22 protein-coding genes are annotated in these 24,778 nt (G+C 67.0%); 9 read left to right on the forward strand and 13 right to left on the reverse strand.

Features of this window, described 5'->3' with window-relative positions; translation table 11 throughout:
* Positions 1-117 precede the first annotated feature (117 nt).
* A complete protein-coding gene (locus ACGFZ3_RS01545; RefSeq protein WP_392915461.1) occupies positions 118-543 on the forward strand; it encodes a hypothetical protein in 426 nt (141 codons plus the stop codon).
* Positions 544-558: 15 nt separating this feature from the next.
* Here ACGFZ3_RS01545 and ACGFZ3_RS01550 read toward each other — a convergent pair whose 3' ends face one another.
* The 6 genes from ACGFZ3_RS01550 to ACGFZ3_RS01575 form a co-directional block, all read right to left on the reverse strand.
* The gene (locus tag ACGFZ3_RS01550; protein ID WP_392915464.1) at positions 559-1,344 is read right to left on the reverse strand and encodes an energy transducer TonB; all 786 of its coding nucleotides are present in this window, start codon (positions 1,342-1,344) and stop codon (positions 559-561) included.
* A gap of 97 nt (positions 1,345-1,441) precedes the next feature.
* Positions 1,442-2,698 (reverse strand): cysteine desulfurase, encoded by a 1,257-nt coding sequence (locus ACGFZ3_RS01555; protein WP_392915466.1) that lies wholly within the window; start codon positions 2,696-2,698, stop codon positions 1,442-1,444.
* Positions 2,695-3,957, reverse strand: a complete 1,263-nt coding sequence (sufD, locus tag ACGFZ3_RS01560) for a Fe-S cluster assembly protein SufD (RefSeq protein WP_392915468.1) — start codon at positions 3,955-3,957, stop codon at positions 2,695-2,697. Before sufD ends, ACGFZ3_RS01555 begins: the two co-directional genes overlap by 4 nt.
* Entirely contained in the window at positions 3,957-4,721 is a 765-nt protein-coding gene (gene sufC, locus ACGFZ3_RS01565) for a Fe-S cluster assembly ATPase SufC (RefSeq protein ID WP_392915470.1), read from the reverse strand. Before sufC ends, sufD begins: the two co-directional genes overlap by 1 nt.
* Positions 4,722-4,783: 62 nt before the next feature.
* On the reverse strand, positions 4,784-6,259 hold the full coding sequence (gene sufB / locus ACGFZ3_RS01570; RefSeq protein ID WP_392915472.1) for a Fe-S cluster assembly protein SufB: 1,476 nt from the start codon (positions 6,257-6,259) through the stop codon (positions 4,784-4,786).
* A 16-nt stretch (positions 6,260-6,275) separates the two neighbouring features.
* The gene (locus ACGFZ3_RS01575; protein ID WP_282246891.1) at positions 6,276-6,728 is read right to left on the reverse strand and encodes an SUF system Fe-S cluster assembly regulator; all 453 of its coding nucleotides are present in this window, start codon (positions 6,726-6,728) and stop codon (positions 6,276-6,278) included.
* A gap of 173 nt (positions 6,729-6,901) precedes the next feature.
* Between ACGFZ3_RS01575 and ACGFZ3_RS01580 the strand changes: the two genes are divergently transcribed.
* Together ACGFZ3_RS01580 and ACGFZ3_RS01585 are read left to right on the forward strand one after the other, a co-directional pair.
* Complete coding sequence (locus ACGFZ3_RS01580; RefSeq protein WP_392915476.1) at positions 6,902-7,369, forward strand: SET domain-containing protein; 468 nt, start codon at positions 6,902-6,904, stop codon at positions 7,367-7,369.
* An 88-nt stretch (positions 7,370-7,457) separates the two neighbouring features.
* The gene (locus ACGFZ3_RS01585; protein WP_392915479.1) at positions 7,458-8,000 is read left to right on the forward strand and encodes a type 1 glutamine amidotransferase domain-containing protein; all 543 of its coding nucleotides are present in this window, start codon (positions 7,458-7,460) and stop codon (positions 7,998-8,000) included.
* A 43-nt stretch (positions 8,001-8,043) separates the two neighbouring features.
* Here the strand turns inward: ACGFZ3_RS01585 and ACGFZ3_RS01590 are convergent, their stop codons facing one another.
* The 4 genes from ACGFZ3_RS01590 to ACGFZ3_RS01605 form a co-directional block, all read right to left on the reverse strand.
* Positions 8,044-8,640: a DUF1439 domain-containing protein gene (locus tag ACGFZ3_RS01590; RefSeq protein WP_392915482.1), complete on the reverse strand. Its 597-nt coding sequence runs from the start codon at positions 8,638-8,640 to the stop codon at positions 8,044-8,046.
* A gap of 146 nt (positions 8,641-8,786) precedes the next feature.
* Positions 8,787-9,320, reverse strand: a complete 534-nt coding sequence (locus tag ACGFZ3_RS01595) for a hypothetical protein (protein WP_392915485.1) — start codon at positions 9,318-9,320, stop codon at positions 8,787-8,789.
* A 40-nt stretch (positions 9,321-9,360) separates the two neighbouring features.
* Entirely contained in the window at positions 9,361-9,669 is a 309-nt protein-coding gene (locus ACGFZ3_RS01600) for a DUF3861 family protein (protein ID WP_392915488.1), read from the reverse strand.
* 260 nt (positions 9,670-9,929) lie between these two features.
* A complete protein-coding gene (locus tag ACGFZ3_RS01605; RefSeq protein ID WP_392915491.1) occupies positions 9,930-10,328 on the reverse strand; it encodes an HU family DNA-binding protein in 399 nt (132 codons plus the stop codon).
* A gap of 382 nt (positions 10,329-10,710) precedes the next feature.
* On the opposite strand from ACGFZ3_RS01605, the gene ACGFZ3_RS01610 reads away from it, so the two are divergent.
* Positions 10,711-11,148, forward strand: coding sequence for an OsmC family protein (locus tag ACGFZ3_RS01610; RefSeq protein WP_392915494.1), 438 nt, complete (start codon positions 10,711-10,713; stop codon positions 11,146-11,148).
* 108 nt (positions 11,149-11,256) lie between these two features.
* Here the strand turns inward: ACGFZ3_RS01610 and ACGFZ3_RS01615 are convergent, their stop codons facing one another.
* Complete coding sequence (locus tag ACGFZ3_RS01615) at positions 11,257-12,132, reverse strand: PhzF family phenazine biosynthesis protein (RefSeq protein WP_392915496.1); 876 nt, start codon at positions 12,130-12,132, stop codon at positions 11,257-11,259.
* A gap of 128 nt (positions 12,133-12,260) precedes the next feature.
* Between ACGFZ3_RS01615 and ACGFZ3_RS01620 the strand changes: the two genes are divergently transcribed.
* The 4 genes from ACGFZ3_RS01620 (at position 12,261) to ACGFZ3_RS01635 (ending at position 18,569) form a co-directional block, all read left to right on the forward strand.
* Positions 12,261-14,864 carry a bifunctional aspartate kinase/diaminopimelate decarboxylase gene (locus ACGFZ3_RS01620; RefSeq protein WP_392915499.1) on the forward strand — a complete coding sequence of 868 codons (2,604 nt, stop codon included), beginning with the start codon at positions 12,261-12,263 and terminating at the stop codon, positions 14,862-14,864.
* A 42-nt stretch (positions 14,865-14,906) separates the two neighbouring features.
* Positions 14,907-16,259 carry a UDP-N-acetyl-alpha-D-muramoyl-L-alanyl-L-glutamate epimerase gene (gene murL, locus ACGFZ3_RS01625; protein ID WP_392915502.1) on the forward strand — a complete coding sequence of 451 codons (1,353 nt, stop codon included), beginning with the start codon at positions 14,907-14,909 and terminating at the stop codon, positions 16,257-16,259.
* The gene (gene murD, locus ACGFZ3_RS01630) at positions 16,240-17,649 is read left to right on the forward strand and encodes a UDP-N-acetylmuramoyl-L-alanine--D-glutamate ligase (protein WP_392915504.1); all 1,410 of its coding nucleotides are present in this window, start codon (positions 16,240-16,242) and stop codon (positions 17,647-17,649) included. The genes murL and murD overlap by 20 nt, the downstream gene beginning before the upstream one ends.
* 125 nt (positions 17,650-17,774) lie before the next feature.
* Positions 17,775-18,569 (forward strand): dienelactone hydrolase family protein, encoded by a 795-nt coding sequence (locus ACGFZ3_RS01635; protein ID WP_392915507.1) that lies wholly within the window; start codon positions 17,775-17,777, stop codon positions 18,567-18,569.
* A 162-nt stretch (positions 18,570-18,731) separates the two neighbouring features.
* Here the strand turns inward: ACGFZ3_RS01635 and ACGFZ3_RS01640 are convergent, their stop codons facing one another.
* On the reverse strand, positions 18,732-19,730 hold the full coding sequence (locus ACGFZ3_RS01640) for a polyprenyl synthetase family protein (RefSeq protein ID WP_392915509.1): 999 nt from the start codon (positions 19,728-19,730) through the stop codon (positions 18,732-18,734).
* Between the two features lie 193 nt (positions 19,731-19,923).
* Here ACGFZ3_RS01640 and ACGFZ3_RS01645 point away from each other — a divergent pair, with 193 nt between their 5' ends.
* On the forward strand, positions 19,924-21,537 hold the full coding sequence (locus ACGFZ3_RS01645; protein ID WP_392915513.1) for an alpha-amylase family glycosyl hydrolase: 1,614 nt from the start codon (positions 19,924-19,926) through the stop codon (positions 21,535-21,537).
* Positions 21,538-21,919: 382 nt separating this feature from the next.
* Here ACGFZ3_RS01645 and ACGFZ3_RS01650 read toward each other — a convergent pair whose 3' ends face one another.
* Positions 21,920-24,673 (reverse strand): TonB-dependent receptor, encoded by a 2,754-nt coding sequence (locus tag ACGFZ3_RS01650; protein WP_392915516.1) that lies wholly within the window; start codon positions 24,671-24,673, stop codon positions 21,920-21,922.
* Between the last annotated feature and the right edge of the window lie 105 nt (positions 24,674-24,778).

Below are 24,778 nucleotides of genomic sequence, written 5' to 3' on the forward strand. Positions count from 1 at the left end.
TCATTCTAGAGCGGGGCGCTGGTGGCGGGTAGCAGGGGCGCTGCCTATGCAATGCCGGATTTCCATAGGAACTGTGCGTTGGCCGTGAGGGTCGGGCACTGTCAGGATCGTGCGGCTATGAAGCCCATTCTCCTGTCATGCGTGTTTATGTTGGCGCTGTCCGGCTGCGCTGAAGGGCCCCCGACGGACGATCGCTACCTGTCGCCCCGCCAGTTGGCGGCGGTCACCGCCGCCGCCAAGGATGACAACCTGGTGGCGATCAAGCGGCTGATCGCGCATTACGAAGCCACCCCCGGCAACGACGTGCCGGCCGCGCGCTGGCGGCAGCGCGCGCGCGACCTGGGCGACGTCCAGGAGCTCTACTACCAAGCGGCATCGCGTTTCGCTTCCGCGCGGGTGGCAAAGAGTGCAGAGGAGCGCTTCCGCCTGCTTGCCGAAGCCCTCGACGCGGCCAAGCGTGCCTACGAGCGCACCCCGGAACATGCCAACCTGCTGCTGGTCGAGCAGATCGAGCGAGAGATGCGAACGGCGCTCACTGAGTAGGGGACCTGCGCGCGCTCAGCGGATGAAGAACTCCACCGGGAACGATAGTTCCACTGGTGCCGGCCGGTCATCCGGCACGACGGGCAACGGCGCGGCGCGGCGGAAGGTTTCCAGTGCGGCCTGGTCCAGCATCGCGTACCCCGAGCTCTGTTCCACCGCCACAGAAAGCAGCTGGCCATCGCGGGCCAGGCTCACCCGCACCTGCACGATGCCCTCATGGCGGCGTGCACGTGCGGCGTGGGGATAGCGACGGAAGCGTTCCAGCCGCGCCATGACCCGGGCTTCCCAGCTGTCGCGGCCGGGCATGGTCTCGCTGGGGCCGGGCGGCAGCGGTGGGCTCGGCGGCGATGCAGCGACCGAGGCCTGATGCTGCAACGGTGCAGGCGAATCCGGCATGGGCTGCGGTGGGGCCGGTGGTGGAATCACCCAGCGCGCGGTCTCGCGCGTTGGTGTTTTCGGCAGATCGCGCGGCGGTTCCGGCTTCTGTCGCTGCAGGGTGGCCGCCACGCTCGGAGTGGGCGCCACGATGTCCTCCAGCGGCACTTCCGGCGCACGCGGCGGCAACAACACCAGCTGGGTGCGGTCGGCCGGCGGAGGAGGCAGGACCGGGGTGCCGCCGGCGTGGCCCCAGAGCAGCAGCGCGATGGCGGCGGCGTGGCCCAGCACCGTCAGGCCGCCGGCGAGCGTGCGGGCATGGCGTTCTGTGAACGAGGCGTGTGACCGCGCAACACCCGGTCGCATGTCACGCAGGTAATAGTGCAGCGGTGGGGTGCTCGCGGGACTTGGGGCGACCGACGACATCCAGCGACCTTAATGAGAAGGTTTCTCATTATTGCACAGGGGGCGGGGCGGCAGCGTGCGGCGCACGACCAACGGTCGTGCGCTACCAGGCGGACGGTCAGCCGAGGAGCTTGCGGACTTTGTTCAGCGCTGCGATGAAGCGCTCGATCTCTTCGTGCGTGTTGTAGAACGCCAGCGAGGCCCGGCAGGTTGCCGCCACGCCGTAGTACTGCAGCAGCGGGTGCGCGCAGTGCTGGCCGGAGCGGATGGCCACGCCTTCCAGGTCCAGCAGCGTCGCCAGGTCGTGTGCGTGCGCGCCTTCGATCAGGAACGACACCACTGCGGCCTTGTCCGGCGTGGTGCCGAAGATGCGCAGGCCGTCGATCTTGTTGAGCTCTTCGGTGAAGTGCGCCAGCAGTTCGCCTTCGCGCGCTTCGACGTGCTCCAGGCCCAGCGATTCCAGGTAATCCACTGCCACGCCCAGGCCGATGAAGCCGGCGATGTTCGGGGTGCCGGCTTCGAACTTGTGCGGGGCATCGTTGAACACGGTGCCCTCGAAGCTCACTTCCTTGATCATCTCGCCGCCGCCGAGGAACGGTGGCATGGCATCCAGATGCTCACGCTTGGCCCACAGCGCGCCGGTGCCGGTGGGGCCGCACATCTTGTGGCCGGTGATGGCGTAGAAGTCGCAGCCAATGGTTGCGATGTCGACCTTGCGGTGCGGCACGGCCTGCGAGCCATCCACCACGGTGATGATGCCGCGCTTGCGTGCTTCACGGCAGATTTCGCGCACCGGGTTGACCGTGCCCAGCACGTTGGAGACGTGGGCCACGGCAAGCAGCTTGACCTCGGGGGTCATGGCCTTGCGCAGGGCATCCAGGTCGAGTGCGCCGTCCGAGGTGATTTCGGCCACGCGGATGGTCGCACCGGTGCGCTGGGCCACCAGCTGCCACGGCACGATGTTCGCGTGGTGCTCCATGCGCGAGACGAGGATGACATCGCCGGCTTTCAGCCGCGGCAGGGCCCATGAATAGGCCACCAGGTTGATGGCGAAGGTAGTGCCGCTGCACAGGATGAGTTCGCTGGCGCGCACGTTGAGGAAGCGCGCCAGCTTGCTGCGTGCGCCTTCGTAGGCGTCGGTGGCCTCGGTGCCCAGCGCGTGCACCGCACGGCTGACGTTGGCGTTGTAGCGGCGGTAGAACTCATCCACCGCGCCGATCACCTGCACCGGCTTCTGGCCGGTGTTGGCATTGTCAAAGTACACCAGCGGCTTGCCGTGCACTTCCCGCATCAGCAGCGGGAAGTCCAGGCGCACGCGGTCCCAGTCGGGGGCGGCGAATGGGTCGGCTACCGGGCGCGGGGTGGAGAGGTTCATGCCACGCCTGCCTTGGCCAGCGCGAGGTCCAGCTGGCGGCGCAGCTGTTCGGTCAGGCGCGCGTCCAGCACGTTCAGCGGCTCATGGCAGAACGCGGCGCTGAGCAGCTGCTGCGCCTGCTCGGCCGGCAGGCCGCGCGAGCGCAGGTAGAACAGGGCGTTGGCATCGAGCTGGCCGACGGTGGCGCCGTGTGCGGCCTTCACCTCGTCGGCGTCGATCACCAGCGTGGGCTGGGTATCGATCTCGGCGTCGGCCGAGAGCAGCAGGTTCTTGTTGGACAGGTTGGCGTCGGTGCCATCGGCGCCGGCACGGATGTGGATGCCGCCGTGGAAGACCACGCGGCTGCGGTTGGCGGCCACGCCACGCCACACCATTTCCGAGGCGGTATCGCGCGCAATGTGTTCGATGCCCAGGCGGGTATCGACATGGCGGCGGCCGTTGCCGAGCAGCACGCCGTTGGCGGTCAGCTGGGCGTTGTCGCCTTCCAGGCGCACGTTGAGTTCGTGGCGGCTGAGCGCGGCGCCCAGCTCCAGGTCCACGCGGCGGTACTGCGCGTTGCGGGCCAGCACGGCATCGGTGCGCAGCAGCGCGGTGGCGCGGCTGCCATCGGCCTGCACGCGGGCGTGCGAGAGCACCGCGTCCTGGGCCAGGTGCACGTGCACCAGGGTGTTGCCCAGGTGTGCGGCATCGCCGGCATCCAGGTGATGCTCGACCACGCCCAGCGCGGCACCGGCCCGCAGTTCGATCAGGTGGCGGTGATGCCAGGCCAGGTCGCTGCCACCGGCGGCGCTGATGAAGACCAGCTGCAGCGGGGTTTCAACCTGCACGCCGTTGTCCACACGCACCAGCACGCCTTCATCGGCGAGGGCGGCGTTGAGGCGGGCGAAGACTTCTTCGCTGCGCTCGAAACGGCGGCCCAGGAAGCGCAGGGCTTCCTCACCGGCGGCCAGCGCCGAGGACAGGGTCTGCACCTGCACGCCGGCCGGCAGCGCCGACACGTCACTGTGCGCGGCGGACGGGCGGCCGTTGACGAACACCAGCCGCGGCGACGGAATGTCGGCCAGCAGGGCAGGGTCGATCTCGGGCGCGGCCAGCGGCGCGGGCTGGAACGTACGGCGTTCGAGCTGGCGCAGCGAGGTGTACTTCCAGGCTTCGCTGCGCGGGCCCGGCAGGCCGGCCTGCAAAGCGGCATCGAGCTCGGCGCGGCGGGCGTCGCTGCCGCAGAAGCCGGCGGCCAGGGAATCGAGCAGGGCGCTCATCAGACCGCTGCCTCCGGCACCACGCGGTCCTTCAGGAAGTAGTAGCCGTGGGCTTCCAGTTCCAGGGCCAGTTCGGGGCCGCCGCTCTGCACGATCTTGCCATCGGCCAGCACGTGCACCACGTCCGGCTTGATGTAATCGAGCAGGCGCTGGTAGTGGGTGATGACCAGGAACGAACGGTCCGGCGAGCGCAGCGCGTTGACGCCGTCGGCCACGCTCTTGAGCGCGTCGATGTCCAGGCCGCTGTCGGTCTCGTCCAGGATCGCCAGCTTCGGCTCGAGCACGGCCAGCTGGAAGATCTCGTTGCGCTTCTTCTCGCCACCGGAGAAGCCTTCGTTGACGCCACGGTGCAGCAGCTCATCCTTCAGGTGCAGCACAGCCAGCTTCTGGCGCACCAGCTTGAGGAACTGCATGGAATCGAGTTCTTCCTCGCCGCGCGCCTTGCGCTGGGCGTTGAGCGCGGCGCGCAGGAAGTAGGTGTTGTTCACGCCGGGGATTTCCACCGGGTACTGGAAGGCCAGGAACAGGCCGGCCGCGGCGCGTTCTTCCGGGGCCAGCTCGAGCAGGTCGCGGCCTTCGAACTGCACGCTGCCTTCGCTCACGTCATAGCCTTCGCGGCCGGCCAGCACGTTGCCCAGGGTGGACTTGCCCGCGCCGTTGGGGCCCATGATGGCGTGCACCTGGCCTGGCTTCACGTCCAGCGACAGGCCCTTGAGGATTTCCTTGTCGCCGATGCGGGCGTGGAGGTTGTCAATCTTCAGCATGATACGAATCCAGTAGTGCCACGCCCTGCGTGGCAAAAAAAATCAAACGAAGGCGCGACCGATCAGCCCACGGAACCTTCAAGGGAGACTTCCAACAGCTTCTTGGCTTCCACCGCAAACTCCATCGGCAGCTCGCGGAACACCTGCTTGCAGAAGCCATCGACGATCATCGAAACCGCGTTTTCCTGGTCGATGCCACGCGCGCGGCAATAGAACAGCTGGTCATCGGAAATCTTCGACGTGGTGGCTTCGTGCTCCACCGTAGCGCTCGGGTTCTTCACCTCGATGTACGGGAAGGTGTGCGCGCCGGAGGTCTTGCCGATCAGCAGCGAATCGCACTGGGTGTAGTTGCGCGCGCCCTCGGCATTGCGGTCCACCTTGACCAGGCCACGGTAAGTGTTCTGGCCACGGCCGGCGCTGATGCCCTTGCTGACGATCTTGCTCTTGGTGCGCTTGCCGATGTGGATCATCTTGGTGCCGGTGTCGGCCTGCTGGCGGTGGTGGGTCAGCGCCACGGAGTGGAACTCGCCCACCGAGTCATCGCCCAGCAGCACGCAGGACGGGTACTTCCAGGTGATCGCCGAACCGGTTTCAACCTGGGTCCAGGTGACCTTGCTGCGCGCGCCACGGCATTCGGCACGCTTGGTGACGAAGTTGTAGATGCCGCCCACGCCGTTCTCGTCACCGGGATACCAGTTCTGCACCGTGGAATACTTGATCTCGGCATCTTCCAGCGCCACCAGCTCGACCACCGCGGCGTGCAGCTGGTTCTCATCGCGCATCGGCGCGGTGCAGCCTTCCAGGTAGGACACGTACGCCTTGTCCTCGCAGATGATCAGGGTGCGCTCGAACTGGCCGGTGTGGCCGGCGTTGATGCGGAAGTAGGTGCTCAGTTCCATCGGGCAGCGCACGCCCTTGGGGATGAACACGAAGCTGCCGTCGGAGAACACCGCCGAATTCAGCGCGGCGAAGTAGTTGTCGCCCACCGGCACCACGCTGCCCAGGTACTGCCTGACCAGTTCGGGGTGTTCCTTGATGGCTTCGGACATGGAGCAGAAGATCACGCCCTTTTCGGCCAGTTCCTTGCGGAAGGTGGTACCGACCGAGACCGAATCGAACACCGCGTCCACCGCCACGCCGGCCAGTTTGGCGCGCTCGTGCAGCGGCACGCCCAGCTTGTCGTAGGTATCCAGCAGTTCCTTGGGGACGTCATCCAGCGAAGCGTACTTCGGGCCCTTGGGCGCGGAGTAGTAGCTGAGTGCCTGCAGGTCGATCGCGGCGATCTGCAGCTTGGCCCAGTTCGGCATCGGCATGGTCAGGAAGTGGCGGTAGGCGTCCAGGCGCCACTGCGTCATCCATTCCGGCTCGTCCTTCTTGGCCGACAGGGCACGGATGGTGTCCTCGTCCAGGCCGGGCGGCAGCGAATCCGATTCGATGTCCGTGATGAAGCCGGCCGAATACTTGCGGCCGAGCTGCTCGTGGATCTCGCGGTTGGGGGTATCGCCGGGGGCGACGGTGTCGAGGGTATCGGTGGCCATGGGGGCTGCCTGTGGATCAGGAGACGACATCCGCCGCGATCACGCGGCGGGGGGCGTCAACAAGGGGAAGAGGGGGCAGGATCTGCGCCAGGGTGACCTTGCGCAGGGCGTCGGACACCACGTCGTTGATCATCCGCCAGCTGCTGCGCGCGCCGCACTGCAGCTCGCGTCCGCACTGGCTGTGGTCGTGCGCGCACTCGGTCAGGCCCAGCGGGCCCTCCATGGCTTCGACGATCTCGAACAGGCTGATCTGGTCCGGGCGGCGGGTCAGCCGGTAGCCGCCGCGCACGCCGCGCAGCCCTTCCACCAGCCCGGCCTGGGCCAGCGGCTTGAGCAGCTTGCTCACGGTGGGCGGCTCGAGGCTGGCAAATTCGGCCAGTTCGGTCGCGCTGAGCACCTCGCCCGGTCGGGCGGCAAGGACGGTCAGGACGACGGTGGCGTAATCGGTAAGCTTGGTGACGCGGAGCATGGGGAGGGCAGAGCCATAAAGCGGACTGAAATTGTACGCTTTTATGCCCGGGCATCCAACCCGTCCCGTTCAGCTGCTTCAGGCGCAGGTCCAGGCAAGCCGGCTTGCCGCCGTGGTTGGGCAATCACAAAGATTAAGCGAGAATCGACCATCCCACTGCAATGGTCACTCAGATGCCCAAGAAGATCCAAGCCCGCAAGTCGACCATCCACGGCAACGGTGTGTTCGCGCTGGCGCCCCTCAAGAAGGGTGAGCGGGTGATCCAGTACAAGGGCCTGCTGCGCAGCCATGCCGACGTGGATGCTGATGATACCGGGGACGTCGAAAGCGGTCACACCTTCCTGTTCACCCTGAACGACGATTACGTCATTGATGCCAATTACAAAGGCAACGATGCGCGCTGGCTGAATCACAGCTGCGACCCCAACTGTGAGGCCGTCATTGAGGAAGCCGAGGGCGACAACCGCCGTGACGACAAGGTGTTCATCGAGGCGATCAAGGACATCAAGCCGGGTGAAGAGCTGACGTACAACTACGGCATCACCCTCGCCGAGCGCCATACCCCCCGATTGAAGAAGATCTGGGAATGCCGTTGCGGCTCGAAAAAGTGCACCGGGACGATGTTGCAGCCGAAGCGGTAACGCCGATTACGCTGCCTGCACATTGTGGTCACCCTGCGCCAATGGACGCATCTGCATGGTGGCGGTTCCCCCATTGAAGGAGCCGCCCATGGCACATGATCTCAACGGCAAACGCGTCGCCATCCTCGCCAGCGATGGTTTTGAGCAATCCGAACTGCAGGAGCCAAAGCGGCTGCTGGAATCCTGGGGTGCCACGGTGACCGTGGTCGCGCCGGGTGACGCGGGCAAGATCCGCGGATGGAAGGAGAAGGACTGGGGTGACAGCGTAACTGTGGACCAGCCGCTTTCCGGCGCCAGCGCCGACAACTATGACGCGCTGGTGTTGCCCGGCGGCGTGATCAACCCCGACACGCTTCGCACCCAGGCCCCCGCGCTGGCCTTCATCACCGCGTTCGCCTCGGCCGGCAAGCCGGTCGCGGCAATCTGCCATGGGCCCTGGCTGCTGGTGGAAACCGGACTGGCCAAGGGACGGAAGGTGACGTCGTGGCCGTCGCTCAAGAGCGACCTTTCCAACGCCGGTGGACAGTGGACCGACCAGGAGGTCGTGGTCGATAACGGCGTGATCACCAGCCGCAAGCCTGACGACATTCCGGCGTTCTCCGACGCCGTGGCCAAGGCACTGGCTGCGTGACTGACGACGCGGTGGCGCCGCCAGGCGCCACCGCAGATGGCGCCTACCTGCCCAGAACCCCGGACGGCATCATCGCGCCCAGATCCTGGTTGAAGGTGACGACAAGCTTGCCATTCTGTACCTGCGCCGACTGCACCTGGAGATTGCCAAGCAGCGCCGCGATGGTCGGGTCGATCCTGTAGATCGGCTCGCGACGCGCGTAGTCGACGAGGAACGCGTTGAGCAGTTCGCGTGTACGTGAGTCGAGCCTGCCCCCGTTGTTGGCCGGGGTGAAGTCGTCAACGGTGGGCTGGTCGAGGTGGAAACCCTGGGTCTGCGCGTCATAGCGCAGGCCGCTGCTCAGCTTGACCTTGCCCAGCGGCGACGGTGGGCTCCCGGCGGTGGCCAGCGCGACGTCAAGATCCAGGTCCAGCCGGTTGCCCTGCGGCAGGGTGAGCCTGGGGTGGCTCATGGTCATCGCGATCAGGCCACCGAGGGCGTCCTGGGTACGCGGGAAACTGCCGTCCAGGTAGTGCTGGACATCACTGGCGCCGACCGACAGGCTGCGGCCGGAAACGCTCGGGGCGGCCTGTGCGCCGACCGCGGCGGCAATCAGGACCGCACAGGCGGCAATGCGGGTGAACACGGGGCGTAGCTTCATGGTGGCCGGGCGCTGGTAGGAGACCCCGACACGATAGCGCGTTGGCCTGAATCGGCGCTTCATGGGCGCAGCCACGCAGGGCGTGGCTCTACCAGGGATTGCGCCGTCAGGTCCGTAGAGCCACGCCCTGCGTGGCTGCACCGCAGTCAATCGAGCGCCGGCTGCAGCGAGGCGCTGAGAATTTCCCAGCCGCTGCCGTCCGGGCGCGGTTGCAGGCGGTACCAGCCGGTGTAACGGAATGTACCCTCGGCGGTGATCGCGCGGATGCTTACCGGGACCTCGCGCAGCCGCGACGGCTGGGCGGTGTCGCGGGCGATGGGGCTTTCCGTGTCCAGGCGCAGGTTGCGCAGCTGCGGGATGCTGCGCAGCACGGCGTCGTCCGGGCGTGCGCTGGTGTGGCCGCCGCTCCAGAACGCATCGGAGCTTTTGCGATCGCTGCCCAGCAGAGCGTAGATGTAGTTGCGGACGGTGATGGTTTCGCTCGGCGCATCCGGTGCTACCGCGCTCAATACCGGCGGGGCCATGGCGGCCACGCCTTCGCCCTGCGCCGGAGCCGGCGCGGCGGATGCGGCGGCAGCATCGGTCGCCGCCGTGCCCGCAGGCGTTTCGGTCGGCGCCGGATCTGGCTGGCACGAACACCCGGCAAACAGCAGCGGCAACAGGAACATGACTCGACGCATGGCACACCCTCCCCGGTGGAGGGAAGAGTGTAGCGGGGGTTCAGGGCGTGCGCTGGATCGCATCCAGGGCGGTGAGCACCTCGTCCAGTTTCGGCTGCAGTGCGGTCAGCGGGTGCGTGGGTTCGTCGGCATGGCGCTGGGCAAGGTCCTGCAGCAGCTGGGTGGCGACGATGGCCGCGGCGCGCTCGTCGCCGCTCAGGCCGGCCGGGCGGCGCGCCGCTTCCAGCAGCCGCATCCAGTCCTGCTGGGCGCGGTGTTCCAGTTCGATCGTGCAGCGTCCGCTGCACTGCAGCCCGTCCTTTTCGATCGGAGTAACGGTGATGCGATAGCGTTGCGAGGGGCTGGCCATGGCGGTGCACTGTGGGGGGATGGGCCCACCTTAGGCGTGGCGACGGGGCCGGGCGACAGGCGCGGCCGCACGCAGTGTTCCACCTTGTACGTTCCGGGTTTGCGCGTATCGGCCGCGAGGGCCGTGGCAGCTGGGTCTGCGCGGGCGTACCCGGCGCAGGCAGAGTTTGGCAACGCTGTGTTTCGCTACGCGTGCACTGCCCCAAAAGAGAACGGGACGGCAATGGCCGTCCCGTCCGGGTGCTGTAGGATGCGCGCTGATCAGAGCGCAGCGTCCTTGAGCTTCTTGAGCGGACGCACCTTCAGCTTGGTGGTGGCCGGCTTGGCGGCGAACCATTGCTCTTCCTTGGTGAACGGGTTGATGCCCTTGCGCTTCGGCTTGGCCGCGACGCTGACGGTGGTGATCTTCAGCAGGCCCGGCAGGGTGAAGCTGCCCGCGCCCTTCTTGTGGACCGAGGAGGCCACTGCGGTTTCCAGCGAGGCCAGCACAGCGCGGACGTCCTTGGCCACAACGCCAGAGGCTTCGGCGATGTGTGCAACCAGGCCGGACTTGGTCAGCACTTCCTTGATCGGCTTCGGAGCGGCCGGCTTTGCGGCGGTCTTCGTAGCGACTTTCTTCGCTGCCTTCTTCGGGGCAGCCTTCTTAGCGGTCTTTGCCATGGTTTCCTGTTCCGTGATCGGTTGGTTGGGTGGTCGCGCCGAACCCATCGGCAAGCGAAATGTAGGGCAACAACGCGGCGCCGCCAATAGGCAAACGCATAAAAATTCGGCTTTTCTGCGTTTGCGGTTACTGCGGTGCATCAGGACATGCCCAGAAAAGCGGTCCGTGCGGTGCGGCTGCAGCGGAGGGTCAGGCCGGGGCGACGACCAGGGATTGCGCGGAAACTCCTTGAAAACAGCACTTTGCAAAAGGTCGAGCGTCATGCGTGGCAGGCAGGGGGAGCCTGGGTGCGGCCGCACGCCGCAGGTGGGCAGGCCAGACACGGTGCTAACGCCTGGCGGTCTACGCTGGTGCTGCCATTCACCCAATGAGGAACAAACGATGGGCATTTCGCGTCACGCCACTGCGCACTGGGAAGGTGACCTCAAGACAGGCAAGGGACAACTGAGCACGCCGCAGAGTGGCCTGCTGGACAAGACCCGCTATGCCTTCAGCAGCCGCTTCGGCGACGAAAAGGGCACCAATCCGGAAGAACTGATCGCCGCCGCGCATGCCGGCTGCTTCACCATGGCGCTGTCGGCCAAGCTCACCGAGGCCGGCTTTGTTCCCACCTCGCTGGACACTGAAGCCAAGGTCGACCTGTCGATGGAAGGTGGCCCACAGCTGTCGCAGATCACACTCACGGTCAAAGCAGTCGTCCCCAACATCGACGCGACCCAGTTCCGCGCCATCGCCGATGATGCCAAGCAGAACTGCCCGGTATCCAAGGCGCTGAGTGCGGTGCCGATCAGTCTGGAGGCAGAGCTGGTTGCCGGTTGAGTTGATCCGGGTGCCGACGCCACGTCGGCACCCACAGCGACCCCGTCGAGACACGCCATGCGTGTCCCACGTGAACCCGATACCGCACAGGACACGCGTGGCGTGTCTCTACCAGGTGATCGTGCCCTGGATCACCGTCTGCACCTGGCCGCCGGACCATACGTCACCTTGGGAGTCCACATGCAGGGTCAGTCGTGCGTCGTGGCCGACCTCGCGGCCCTGGCTGACCACGTAACTCCCGTCCACGCCGGGCAGGGCACTGCGGCTGTCCAGCCACGCGGCCAGCACCGCATTGGCCGCGCCTGACGCGGCATCCTCGAACCGGCGGCCGTTACCCACGAACGCGCGTACGGCGAGCTGGTACGCGGCGCCCGTGCTGCGGGCATAGGCGAACACGCCCATGCTGTCGGTGCTTTCGGCCAGCGCGGCGACCGCGTCCCAGTCCGGTGACAGGGCGCGCAACGCCGCTTCATCCGCCAGCTCCACCACCCACCAGCTGCGGCCGCCGGACATGCGTGCCGGCGGCAACGGGCCCAGCGCCCAGCCGGCCAGCGCGGCGCGCAGCCGCAGATCGTCTGCCGTGGTCACTTCGGCCACCGCCGCGCGCGGGGTGCGGATGGCGATGCTGCGGGTGGCGCCTTCGCCCACCACCCGCAGGGGCAGCGCGCCGGCGATGCCGTCCTGGACCAGCACGCCTTCCACCGGCGCGGCCAGGCCTGCGTCCAGCACCGCATGCGCTGTGCCGACACTGGGGTGGCCGGCGAAAGGCACTTCCTTCTGCGGGCTGAACATGCGGATGCGATAGCTGGCGCCCGGGGCCTGCGGAGCGAAAACGAAGGTGGTTTCCGGCAGGCGGGTCCAGCGGGCGATGGCCTGCATGTGCGCGTCGTCCAGGCCCTCCGCATCCAGGACCACGGCCAGCGGATTGCCCGCGCCGGGATAAGGGGAAAATACGTCAAGCTGCAGGAAACGGCGGGCGGTCATGGCGGGTCGGTGTGGCGGAACGGTCCGGCAGCTTAACAAGCCCTGCCGGGCCGTGGCTTGGCATAGAATCAGAGGTTCGGCCCGGCGTGCCGGGTCGATCCCCCCACTACCTACCCATTCCTACCTCCATGTCAGCTTCCCCCCTTGTCGATCGCTGGATCGTACTGAAGTTCGGCGGCACCTCCGTGTCGCGTCGTCACCGCTGGGACACGATCGGGAAGCTGGCGAAAAAACGTGCGGAAGAAACTGGTGCGCGCGTGCTGGTGGTGGTGTCGGCCCTGTCCGGGGTGACCAATGAACTGACCGCGATCGCCGATGGCGCCGCCGACAGCCGCGCCCGCGTGGATGCGCTGGTGGCCCGCCACCGTGAGTTCCTGGCCGAGCTCGAGCTCGACCCCAGCGCGCTGGATGTGCGCCTGGCCGCACTGCAGGCCCTGCTGGACGAGCCGCGCGCGGCCGCGCGCCCGTTGGAATGGCAGGCCGACGTGCTGGGCCAGGGCGAACTGCTGTCCTCCACCATCGGCGCGGCCTACCTGCGCGCCAGCGGCCTGGATTTCGGCTGGATGGACGCCCGTGAGTGGCTGCAGGCGCTGCCGCCCCAGCCCAACCAGAGCGACTGGTCGCAACGCCTGTCGGTGAATTGCCAGTGGCGTTCGGACGCTGAGTGGGCGGCCGGCTTCCGCGCCCAGCCGACCCGCATGCTGATCACCCAGGGGTTCATCTCGCGCCACGCCGATGGCGGCACCGCCATCCTTGGCCGCGGCGGTTCGGATACCTCGGCCGCATATTTCGGCGCGCTGCTGGGCGCCAGCCGCGTGGAAATCTGGACCGACGTGCCGGGCATGTTCAGCGCCAACCCGAAGGACGTGCCCGATGCCCGCCTGCTGACCCGCCTGGATTATTACGAGGCCCAGGAAATCGCCACCACCGGCGCCAAGGTGCTGCACCCGCGTTCGATCAAGCCGTGCCGCGATGCCGGCGTGCCGATGGCGATCCTGGACACCGAACGCCCGGAGCTGCCGGGCACCAGCATCGACGGCAACGCTGCACCGGTGCCGGGGGTGAAGGCGATCAGCCGCCGCAACGGCATCGTGCTGGTGTCGATGGAAGGCATCGGCATGTGGCAGCAGGTCGGCTTCCTGGCCGACGTGTTCGGGCTGTTCAAGAAGCACGGGCTGTCGGTGGACCTGATCGGTTCGGCCGAAACCAACGTCACCGTGTCGCTGGATCCGTCCGAAAACCTGGTCAATACCGATGTGCTGGCCGCGCTGTCGGCTGACCTGTCGCAGATCTGCAAGGTCAAGATCATCGTGCCGTGCGCGGCGATCACCCTGGTCGGCCGCGGCATGCGGTCGCTGCTGCACAAGCTGTCGGACGTGTGGGCGACCTTCGGGCGCGAGCGCGTGCACATGATTTCGCAGTCGTCCAACGACCTCAACCTGACCTTCGTCATCGACGAGGCCGACGCCGACGGCCTGCTGCCGATCCTGCACGCCGAGCTGATCGACAGCGGTGCCATGCCGGTGGAAGAGGGCGAGGTGTTCGGCCCGCGCTGGCGTGAGATCGCCGGCACCATCCGCCCGCGCGAAACCGCCTGGTGGCGGGGCCAGCGCGAGCACCTGCTGCACCTGGCCCAGGCCGGTACGCCGCGCTACGTGTACAACCTGGGCACGGTGCGCGCGCGCGCCCGTGCGCTGGCTGCGATCAAGCCGATCGACCAGCGTTACTATGCGATCAAGGCCAACAGCCACCCGGCCATCCTGGAGCTGCTGGAGCAGGAAGGCTTCGGCCTGGAATGCGTATCGCATGGCGAACTCAAGCACGTGTTCAACGTGCTGCCGACGCTGTCGCCGCGCCGGGTGCTGTTCACCCCGAGCTTCGCGCCGCGCACCGAATACGAAGCGGCGTTCGCGCTGGGCGTGACGGTCACTGTGGACAACGTGGAAGCGCTGCAGCGCTGGCCGGACCTGTTCCGCAACCGCGAGCTGTGGCTGCGCGTGGACCTGGGCCGTGGCGAAGGCCATCACGCCAAGGTCCGCACCGGTGGCAAGGATTCCAAGTTTGGCCTGCCGATCGCCCGCGTGGACGAGTTCGTGCGCCTGGCCGAAGACCTCGGCACCCGCGTGGTCGGCCTGCACGCGCACTTGGGCAGCGGCGTGGAAACGGCGCAGCACTGGCGCCTGATGTGCGACGAACTGGCCGGGTTCGCGCGCCGGATCGGCAGCGTGGAAACCATCGATATCGGCGGCGGGCTGCCCATTCCATACAGCGATGACGACGAGCCCTTCGACCTCGACGCCTGGGCCGCCGGTCTTGCCGAGGTCAAGGCGGTGCACCCCGCGTTCCGCCTGGCGATCGAACCGGGTCGCTACCTGGTGGCCGAATCGGGCGTTCTGCTCACTACTGCCACCCAGGTGGTGGAGAAGGACGGCATCCGGCGCGTAGGCCTGGATGCGGGCATGAACACGCTGATGCGCCCGGCGCTGTACGACGCCTGGCACGACATCGAGAACCTCAGCCGCCTGGGTGGGTATGCCGAGGCATTGTTCGACGTGGTCGGCCCTATCTGCGAATCCAGCGATGTATTCGGCAAGCGCCGCCGGCTGCCGGTCTCCACCGCGCCGGACGATGTGATGCTGATCGCCGATGCCGGCGCCTACGGGTACGTCATGGCCAACACCTACAACCAGCGCGAGCTGCCGCGCGAGGACATCATCGACGATGTGCCTTGAGCGCCTCCCGCTGGTTTCCCTTAATGCCTCACCGGATACGCCATGACTGCTTTCGATAAACACCAGGTTGCCTGTTTCCGCTTCGTCCGTTGCGACTTCGCCGCGGATACCGGTGTGGCACAGCTGGTCTATGCCTTCGACGACGGCCCGGAGCTGGTCGAGACGGTCAGCATTCCCGGTGCGCCGTTCGTGCTGGACGGCGCTCGTGCCGAGGCCGTGCAGCGGGCGCTGCGCCTGCTGCACCTGTTCGCAGGCGTCAGCTATTACAAGGCCGCGGTACCCGAGCAGGTCCGGATCGACAGCTACAGCATCGATGCCGATACCGCCGCGCTGGTGGAAACGGTGTACCTCAACGGGCTGGGCGAGTTCGCCTACCGCAACGGGCTGAACCTGCGCGGGCGGTTCCGCCTGCCGGTGGACGGCCCGGCGTTCAACGCGCCGGCCGTGGGCCTGCGCGGGCACGCACTGGTGGCCATTGGCGGCGGCAAGGATTCGCTGGTCAGCATTGAAGCGCTGCGCACGCTGGGCATTCCCGAAACGGTGACCTGGATCGGCGGTTCGCAGCTGATCCGCGCCTGCGCCGAACGCACCGGCCTGCCGATGCTCAACATCGGCCGCACGCTGGCCCCGGAGCTGTTCGAACTCAACCGCCAGGGCGCCTGGAACGGGCATATCCCGGTCACCGCAGTGAACTCGGCGATCATGGTGCTGGCCTCGCTGCTGCAGGGCGTGGACCAGGTGGTGTTTTCCAACGAACGTTCGGCCAGCTACGGCAGCCAGATTCCGGGAACCGGTGAAGTGAACCACCAGTGGTCCAAGGGCTGGGCCTTCGAGCAGGCTTTTGGCGAACACCTTGAGAAGCACGTGGCGGCTGACCTGCATTACTACTCGCTGCTGCGCCCGCTGTCGGAGCTGGCGGTGGCGCGCCAGTTCGCGAAGACCGACTTCTACGACGCGCACTTCTCCAGCTGCAACCGCAACTTCCATATCCTGGGCGAGCGTCCGGTGAACCGCTGGTGCGGTGTCTGCCCGAAATGCCATTTCGTGTTCCTGGCGCTTGCCCCGTTCATGCCCAAGACCCGGCTGGTGCGCATCTTCGGCCGTAACCTGCTGGACGACATGGAACAGGCTGGCGGCTTCGATGCGCTGCTGGAATTCCAGGACCACAAGCCGTTCGAATGCGTGGGCGAAGGCCGCGAATCGCGTGCGGCGATGGCCACCCTGGCAGCGCGTCCGGAATGGAACGAGGACGCGCTGGTGAAGCGTTTCATCCAGGAGATCCAGCCGCAGCTGGACGGCGCCGAACTGCGGATCGAACCGTTGCTGGTGCTGGAAGGCGAGCACCGGATCCCAGCGGCGATCTGGGAGCGCCTGCGTGCGAATTTCGCAGCTTGAAGGCAAGCGCGTAGCGCTATGGGGCTGGGGGCGTGAGGGGCGTGCGGCATTCGCCGTGCTGCGCCAGCGCCTGCCGGGCCTGGCGCTCACCTTGTTCTGTCCTGAGTCCGAAGCCGCTGCCGCGCGCGCCGAGGCCGGCGATGCACTGCAGGTGCGTTCGGATGTCAGCAGTGCGTCACTGGCCGGGTTCGAGGTGGTGATCAAGTCGCCGGGGATCAGCCCCTATGGCGAGGCTGCGGTCGCGGCGGCTGCGCAGGGCACGCAGTTCATCGGGGGTACGTCGCTGTGGTTTGCCGAGCACGCCGATGCCGAAGGCACCGTGCGCGATACCGTGTGCGTGACCGGCACCAAGGGCAAGAGCACCACCACCTCGCTGCTGGCGCACCTGCTGCGCGCATCGGGTGCGCGGACCGGGCTGGTGGGCAACATCGGCCTGCCGCTGCTGGAGGTGCTGGACCCGCAGCCGGCACCGGATTACTGGGCGGTGGAACTGTCCAGTTACCAGACCGCCGAAGTGGCGCGCAGCGGGGCGCACCCGCAGGTGGCGGTGGTGCTGAACCTGTTCCCCGAGCACCTGGACTGGCACGGCAGCGAAGCACGCTACATCCAGGACAAGCTGGCGCTGGTGACCGGCGCGGCACCCCGCATCGCCGTGCTCAACGCGGCGGATCCGCACTTGGCCGCGCTGTCGCTGCCGGACAGCGAGGTGGTGTGGTTCAACCAGCCGCAGGGCTGGCACATGCGCGGCGAGTGGGTGTATCGCGGTGGGCAGCAGGTGTTCGATACCGCGAACACCCCGCTGCCCGGCCGGCATAACCGCGGCAACCTGTGCGCGGTGCTGGCGGCGATCGAGGCGCTGGGTCTGGATGCGGTGGCGCTTGCGCCGGCGGTGCAGGATTTCCGGCCGCTGCCCAACCGCCTGCAGACCATCGGCAACCGCGAGGGCCTGCGCTTCGTCAACGATTCCATCAGCACCACCCCGCACGCCAGCCTGGCGGCGCTGGAATGCTTTACCGGCCAGCGCATCGCGCTGCTGGTGGGCGGGCATGACCGGGGGCTGGACTGGCACGATTTCGTGGGCCACATGGCGCACGACGTGCCGCCGGTGGAGATCGTCACCATGGGCGCCAATGGCCCGCGTATCCATGCGCTGCTGCAGCCGCTGGCCGATGCCGGGCGGTTCGGCCTGCATGCGGCGGGGGACCTGGATGAAGCGGTCCGTCTGGCGCAGGCCGCGCTGGGTGGGCAGGGCGGGGTGGTGTTGATGTCGCCGGGCGCGCCGAGCTACGGCGTGTACCGCGATTACGTCGCCCGCGGCCGCCATTTCGCCGAGCTGGCCGGGTTCGACCCGGACCAGATCACCGCCATCCCGGGGATTGGGATCGCCTGACTGGTCGCAGCCACGCAGGTCGGTTCGCGACCGCGCCGGGCCTGGCTGTGACACGCATGGCGTGTCACTACGATCCTTGGTCGAGCGACCCGGTACAGTGTGCCTTTCCCCGAAGGAGCAGGCGCATGAAGCAGCAATGGCAGTGGGGTGCGGCACTGGTGCTTGGCATGACGGCGTTGCCGGCGATGGCGGCGATGCAGGCCAAGCCGGTGGAGTGGAAGCACGAAGGCACCACCTTCAGCGGGGTGCTGGTGTACGACGACGAAGACAACGACAAGCGCCCCGGCCTGGTGATGGTGCCGAACTGGAAGGGCGTGAACGAGTCGGCCATCGCCAAGGCCAAGCAGTTGGCCGGTGATGACTACGTGGTGCTGGTGGCCGACGTGTACGGCAAGGGCGTGCGCCCGAAGACCGACGCCGAGGCCGGCCCGGTGGCGACCCAGCTGCGCAATGACCGCCCGGTGCTGCGTGCCCGCGCGCTCAAGGCGCTGGAGGTGCTCAAGGCCCAGGCCGGCAATGCGCCGCTGGATGCCACCAGGATCGGCGCGGTCGGATTCTGCTTCGGCGGCACCACGGTGCTGGAGCTGGCCCGTGCCGGTGCGCCGCTGGCTGGCGTGGTCAGCCTGCATGGTGGGCTGGGTTCGCCGTTGCCGGCCAAGGCCGGTGGCACGCATCCGTCAGTGCTGGTGCTCAATGGCGCCGACGACAAGGGCATCAGCAAGGAGGACATCGCCAGCTTCGAGCAGGAGATGAACGCAGCCAAGGTCGATTGGGAGTTCACCAACTACAGCGGGGCGGTGCACTGCTTTGCCGAAGCCGATGCCAACAACCCGCCGGGCTGCCTGTACAACGAGCGGGCGGCGAAGCGGGCGTGGAAGAGCCTGGATACGTTCTTTGAAGGGTTGTTCGAGCGGCGGTGATTTCGCTGCGGACGGGGTCACGACCAACGGTCGTGACCTACCGTCGTAACCCTCGGTAGCCGACGAAAAGAACGGCAGGAGCCGTTCGCAACGATGCGAAGCGACGGCCCGAAGGGTGCCCAACAGGATGGCGGGCATACCGTTGTTCGTCGCGCGAATGCCTCAATGCGAGCGCTGCACCGCGTAGCGGGCCAGGCCGCGCAGCGCGGCCACGGCATCGTTGTCGGCCAGGCCATCGAGCGCGCGCTCGGCGGCGTCGGCATATTCCTCGGCGCGGCGGCGGCTGTATTCCAGCCCGCCGGTGGCGTGGATGGCGGCCAGCACTTCCGGCATCGCATCGGCGTCGCCGTTCTGCACGATCCCGCGCAGGCGCTCGCGGGTGGTGGCATCGGAATGGGCCATGGCGTGGATCAGCGGCAGGGTCGCCTTGCCTTCGGCCAGGTCGTCGCCCAGGTTCTTGCCCAGCTCGTCGGCGTTGGCCGAGTAGTCCAGCACATCGTCGGCGATCTGGAACGCGTAGCCCAGGTGCATGCCGTAATCGTACAGGGCCTGCTGGGTGGCCGCGTCCACGCCGCTGGCCAGTGCGCCCAGGCGGGTGCCGGCGGCGAACAGCACGGCGGTCTTGCGTTCGATCACGCGCAGGTAGGCGGCTTCATCGGTGTCGGGGTTGTGTACGTGGAGCAGCTGCAGGACTTCGCCTTCGGCGATGCGGTTGGTGGTATCGGCCAGGATCTGCATGACCTGCATGCGGTCCAGTTCGACCATCAGCTGGAAGCTGCGCGAGTACAGGAAATCGCCGACCAGAACGCTGGGCGCATTGCCCCACAGCGCGTTGGCGGTGCTGCGGCCGCGCCGCAGGCTGGATTCGTCCACCACGTCGTCGTGCAGCAGGGTCGAGGTGTGAATGAACTCGATGATCGCCGCCAGCTGGTGGTGCTCCGGGCCGGCCTGGCCGACCGCGTGGCCGGCGAGCATGACCAGCATCGGCCGCAGGCGTTTGCCGCCGGCGGAGATGATGTGGTCGGCGATCTGGTTGATCAGCACGACATCCGAGGACAGTCGGCGGCGAATCAGCGCATCCACGGCGGCCATGTCGGGCGCGGCCAGCGACTGGATCTGGGGCAGGCCCAGCGCGGGGCGGGTGTCTTCGGTGATGGTCATGCGGTCTGACTTTCAGGCTTGGGCGGAATTATAGGCGGTGCGGACGTATTCCGCCCGCGAAGGCCTTCCAGCAGCCAGGCAGGGCGTGAATACGTATGCAAGCGCCGCCACCGCCGGGGGTGCGCCGCTAAGCTTGTCGGGTACGTTCTGGCGCCCTGGGAGGGCGCCCTGGAAGCCCGGAGGGGGGCCCTCGATGACGCAGACTCCATGGTGGCGCGGTGCCGTCATCTATCAGATTTACCCGCGCAGTTTCCTGGATGCCAACGGTGATGGCGTGGGCGACCTGCCCGGCATCATTGAGCGCCTGGACTACGTGGCCTCGCTGGGGGTGGACGCGATCTGGATTTCGCCGTTCTTCACCTCGCCCATGGCCGACTTCGGCTACGACATCGCCGACCACCGCGATGTGGACCCGCTGTTCGGCACTCTGGCAGATTTCGACCGGTTGCTGGCCAAGGCGCATGCGCTGGGTCTGAAGGTGATGATCGACCAGGTGTTCAGCCACACCTCGATCGAGCACGCCTGGTTCCGCGAGAGCCGCCAGGACCGCACCAATCCCAAGGCGGACTGGTACGTGTGGGCCGACCCGCGCGAGGACGGCACCCCGCCCAACAACTGGATGTCCATCTTCGGGGGCGTGGCCTGGCAGTGGGAGCCGCGCCGCGAGCAGTACTTCCTGCACAACTTCCTGGCCGACCAGCCGGACCTGGATTTCCACAATCCGGCCGTGCAGCAGGCCACCCTGGACTACGTGCGGTTCTGGCTGGACCGCGGCGTGGATGGCTTCCGCCTGGATTCGATCAACTTCTGCTTCCACGACAAGCAGCTGCGCGACAACCCGGCCAAGCCGCTGGAAAAGCGCCTGGGCCGGGGCTTCAGCACCGACAACCCGTACGCCTACCAGTACCACTATTACAACAACACCCAGCCGGAGAACCTGCCGTTCATCGAGCGCCTGCGCGCGCTGCTGGACGAGTACCCGGGCGCGGTCAGCCTGGGCGAGATCTCCGCCGAGGACTCGTTGGCGACCACGGCCGAATACACCGCGCCGGGCCGCCTGCACATGGGCTACAGCTTTGAACTGCTGGTCAAGGATTACAGCGCTGCGTACATCCGCGACACCGTGTCGCGCCTGGAAGCGACCATGACCGAAGGCTGGCCGTGCTGGGCGATCTCCAACCACGACGTGGAGCGTGCAGTGACCCGCTGGGGCGGGCACCCGGCGCAGCCGCGGCTGGCGCGCCTGCTGGTGGCGGTGCTGTGTTCGCTGCGCGGTTCGATCTGCCTGTACCAGGGTGAAGAGCTGGGCCTGGGCGAAGCCGATGTGCCGTTCGAAGCGCTGCAGGACCCGTATGGCATCACCTTCTGGCCGAACTTCAAGGGCCGCGACGGGTGCCGCACGCCGATGCCGTGGCTGGACGCGCCGCTGGCCGGATTCACCACGGGTGAGCCGTGGCTGCCGATTCCGCAGGAGCACCAGGCCAGCGCGGTCGCCGTGCAGGAGCACGATCCGCATTCGGTGTTGAACGCGTTCCGCCAGTTCCTGGCCTGGCGCCGCACGATGCCGACCTTGCTGCTGGGCGACATCCGGTTCCTGGACACGGCCGAGCCGGTGCTGATGTTCGAACGCGTGCACGCGGGCGAGACGCTGCTGCTGGCGTTCAACCTGTCGGGCGAGGCGACCCAGGTGACGTTGCCGGAAGGGCAGTGGCACGCATTGCATGTGCCAGGCCCGGATGCAGGGCAGGCCGATGGGGCAACGCTGCACCTGCCGGCACAGGCGATGTATTGCGCACGCCGCGCCTGATACACGATTTCCGGTGGTATTGATGGGCGGGGCCGCAAGGCTCCGCCCTTTTTTCTTCGATCAGGTTCATCGCGAGCGTTGAGGGCCCCGCCGCGGCCGGCAGGCCCCTGTGCAAATGTCCCCCGGCGGTCGCCCTGCGGCGACGGCCTCCTCCTTTACTTTGCCAGGAGCCTGCCGGCCGCGACGGGGCAAGGCTTGCGGTTAGTGATGGAAAAGCAGAAGGCGGGGTGCAACGCCGGTGGATCGAGTGCCGGGTCGCCATACCCTTGGAGGCGAACCGGCGCTCGATTCACCGGCAGCCGCGTTTGATTCACCACTGACCCATAACAAAAAAACCCGCTGCTCGCGCAGCGGGTTCTTCGTTCCTGCTTCTACACAGGGATCAGAACTTGTAGTTCACACCCAGCATGTAGGTACGGCCCCACTCGATGTATTCCAGCGGGCGATCCTTGGTGCCGGCGTAGGTGCGGTACGGCTCGTTGGTCAGGTTGCTTCCCTGCAGCAGCAGGGTCAGGCCGTGCAGCGCGCTGTCGTCGGCGAAGGTGTAGCTCACCTGCGCGTCGGTCACGTTCTCGCCCACCACGTAACGCAGGGTGCGGTTGCCGTTGAAGTTGCCGATTTCACCGATGAAGTCCGAACGTCGACGCTGGCTCACGCGCGCTTCAAACCCGTTGCGCTCGTAATAGGCGGTGAAGTTGTACACGCGCTTGGACAGGCCCGGCAGGCTGATCGGATCGGTGCCGACGCTGGAGGCGCTTTCCGGGTCCAGGATCTTGATGTCACTGTCGTTGAAGGTCGCGCTGGCCTGAACGCCAAATCCAAGCAGCGGGTCGGCCAGCATCTCCAGCGGGAACGAGGCGGTCAGTTCCAGGCCACGCAGGGTGCCACCTTCGCCGTTCTGCGGCGCCGAGAAGGTCCCGATGGTCTGCACCGGCGCGATCATGCCCGGCGGCGGCACGTAGTTGGCCAGCAGGTTGCTGAAGTCGTAGTCGTCCACCGACTGGGTGTACACGTAGCTCTTCAGGTCCTTGTAGAACACTGCCGCTGCCACATAAGCCTTCTCACCGAAGTACTTTTCGTACGACAGGTCGATGGCGTTGGCGCGCCACGGATCCAGCAGCGGGTTGCCGCCACTGCCGCCCGGCTTGCCGGTGGCCGTATCGACGCCGAATTCCAGGCCCGCGCGCATCTGATCGACACGCGGGCGCGCGACCTGCTTGGCCACCGCGAAGCGCAGGGTCTGCTGGTGCGGGAACAGGAACGCCAGGTTCAGGCTTGGCAGCCAGTCGGTGTACTTCTTGCCTTCATCGATCGGCAGGACTTCCTGGCCGGCCGGACGCGAGCGGTCGAAGTAGTTCGACTGCGAGCTCTGGTCGGTGGTGATCATCTGCACGCCGATGTTGCCGCGCACGCCTACGTCACCGATGTCGGTATTGATGTTGGCGCGCACCCAGGCCGTAGTGGTCTTTTCCTGCACCACCCAGGACTTGGGAATCAGGTAGTCCAGGTTGGTGACCGGGTTGAACGTCATGTAGCGATCGACCGCGGCCGGTACGTTCCAGGCCGGGATGTAGCCGATGCCGGCAAAGCCCAGGTTGACCGGTGCGTACTGCAGGTCGCCGCCGACGTTGGCGTCGCCCTGGGCGCCGAGCAGGATGTTGCCTTCGGCCTGGGTCTTTTCCTTGCGGCGGTCGGCATAGTTCACGCCCACGTCCACATCCTGGAACCACGACAGCGATTCGGGCATGTTGAACGTGCCCTGCAGGCGCCCGCCCTTGAGGCGATCCTCGACCTGCGGCACCTTGCCATAGCCCGAGCCGTAGATGGTGTTGGTCAGGTACAGCGCTTCGGGATTGGAATAATCCAGGCCCGGGCGAATCTGCGAGAAGCCGTCCGGGTTGACGGTCAGCCCGATGGTGTCCAGCTGCGGCATCGGGGTGAGCTGGAGGTTGTTTTCCAGGTTCAGCTCATCGCGGGTGGCCTTCGAGTAGTTCACATCGGCGGTGAGCTTGAAGCTGTCGAAGGTCAGCTCGTTGTTCCAGCCGAACGCGTCGATCTTGTCTTCGCGCTTGTTGTACATGCCGCGCACCAGCGGGTACACGCCGCTGGCGGTGCCGCCGGTGAAGGTGCCGTTGCCGTTCACCTGTGGATTGCTGATCAGCAGGCCCGGGGTGTAGCCGCCGTTGTAGTTGCTGAGGTTGACCTCGAACTGGTTGGCGGTGTCGATCTGCTCGGCTTCGGTATGGAACATGTCCAGCGTGCTGGTCCACACGTTGGACGGGCGGAACTGCACGGTGGCCATGTAGCCGTCACGCTTGGCGTTGCCGGTGCGGCGCAGCGCCTTGATGCCGTCGGAGAACGCGGTGCCTGGTGCCACGCCGGGGCGGTTGCCCTGGTCGGTCTGCTCGGTGGTCCACGGCTCGTACAGGCCGACCTGGTTCTCCTGGATCGGGTTGTCGCTGTGCGCGTAGCCCAGCGCGATGCCCCAGGTGTTATCGGCAAACTGGTCGATATAGCTGGCGCTGAAGCGGTTGCCGAACGCATCCACGTTGGCGGCCTTGCCCAGTGAGTTCTTCGAATAGCGGCCGCTGAGCGCGATCACGCGCTCGCCGAACGCCAGCGGGCGCACGGTCTGCATGTCGATGGTGCCCGACAGGCCCTGGCCGACCAGCGCCGCATCCGGGGTCTTGTACACGGTCACGCCGTTGACCAGTTCGGACGGGTACTGGTCGAACTCCACGCTGCGGTTGTCGCCGGTGCTGACCACTTCACGCCCGTTGAGCAGGGTGGTGGCGAAATCGGGCGACAGGCCGCGCACGCTGATCACCTGGGCACGGCCGGCCACGCGCTGTGCGGCCAGGCCGGGCAGGCGGGCCAGTGATTCGGCGATGCTCACATCCGGCAGCTTGCCGATGTCTTCGGCCGAGATCACCTCGACCACCGAAGTGGCGTCCTGCTTGATCGCAATGGCGTTTTCAATGCCGCGGCGGATGCCGGTGACCTGCACGGTGTCCAGGTCGGTGGCGGCGGTACCGGCGGGCGGCGCGGTGGTGGTGGTGGACTGCGCCAACGCCAATGACGGCGTCAGGGCGACGGCCAGCGCGATACTCAGCGCGCTGCGCTTGCGATTCAACATTTTCCCCTCCCAGGCAATGTTGCCAAACTGAATTGTGGTGGCCCGGAAGATCCGGGCGCGTCTCGGCGCGGTGGCTGTCGACTGCGTGGCTATGGTAGGCAGCGC

The organism is Stenotrophomonas sp. NPDC047960, from assembly GCF_043204395.1.
Lineage (GTDB): Bacteria > Pseudomonadota > Gammaproteobacteria > Xanthomonadales > Xanthomonadaceae > Stenotrophomonas.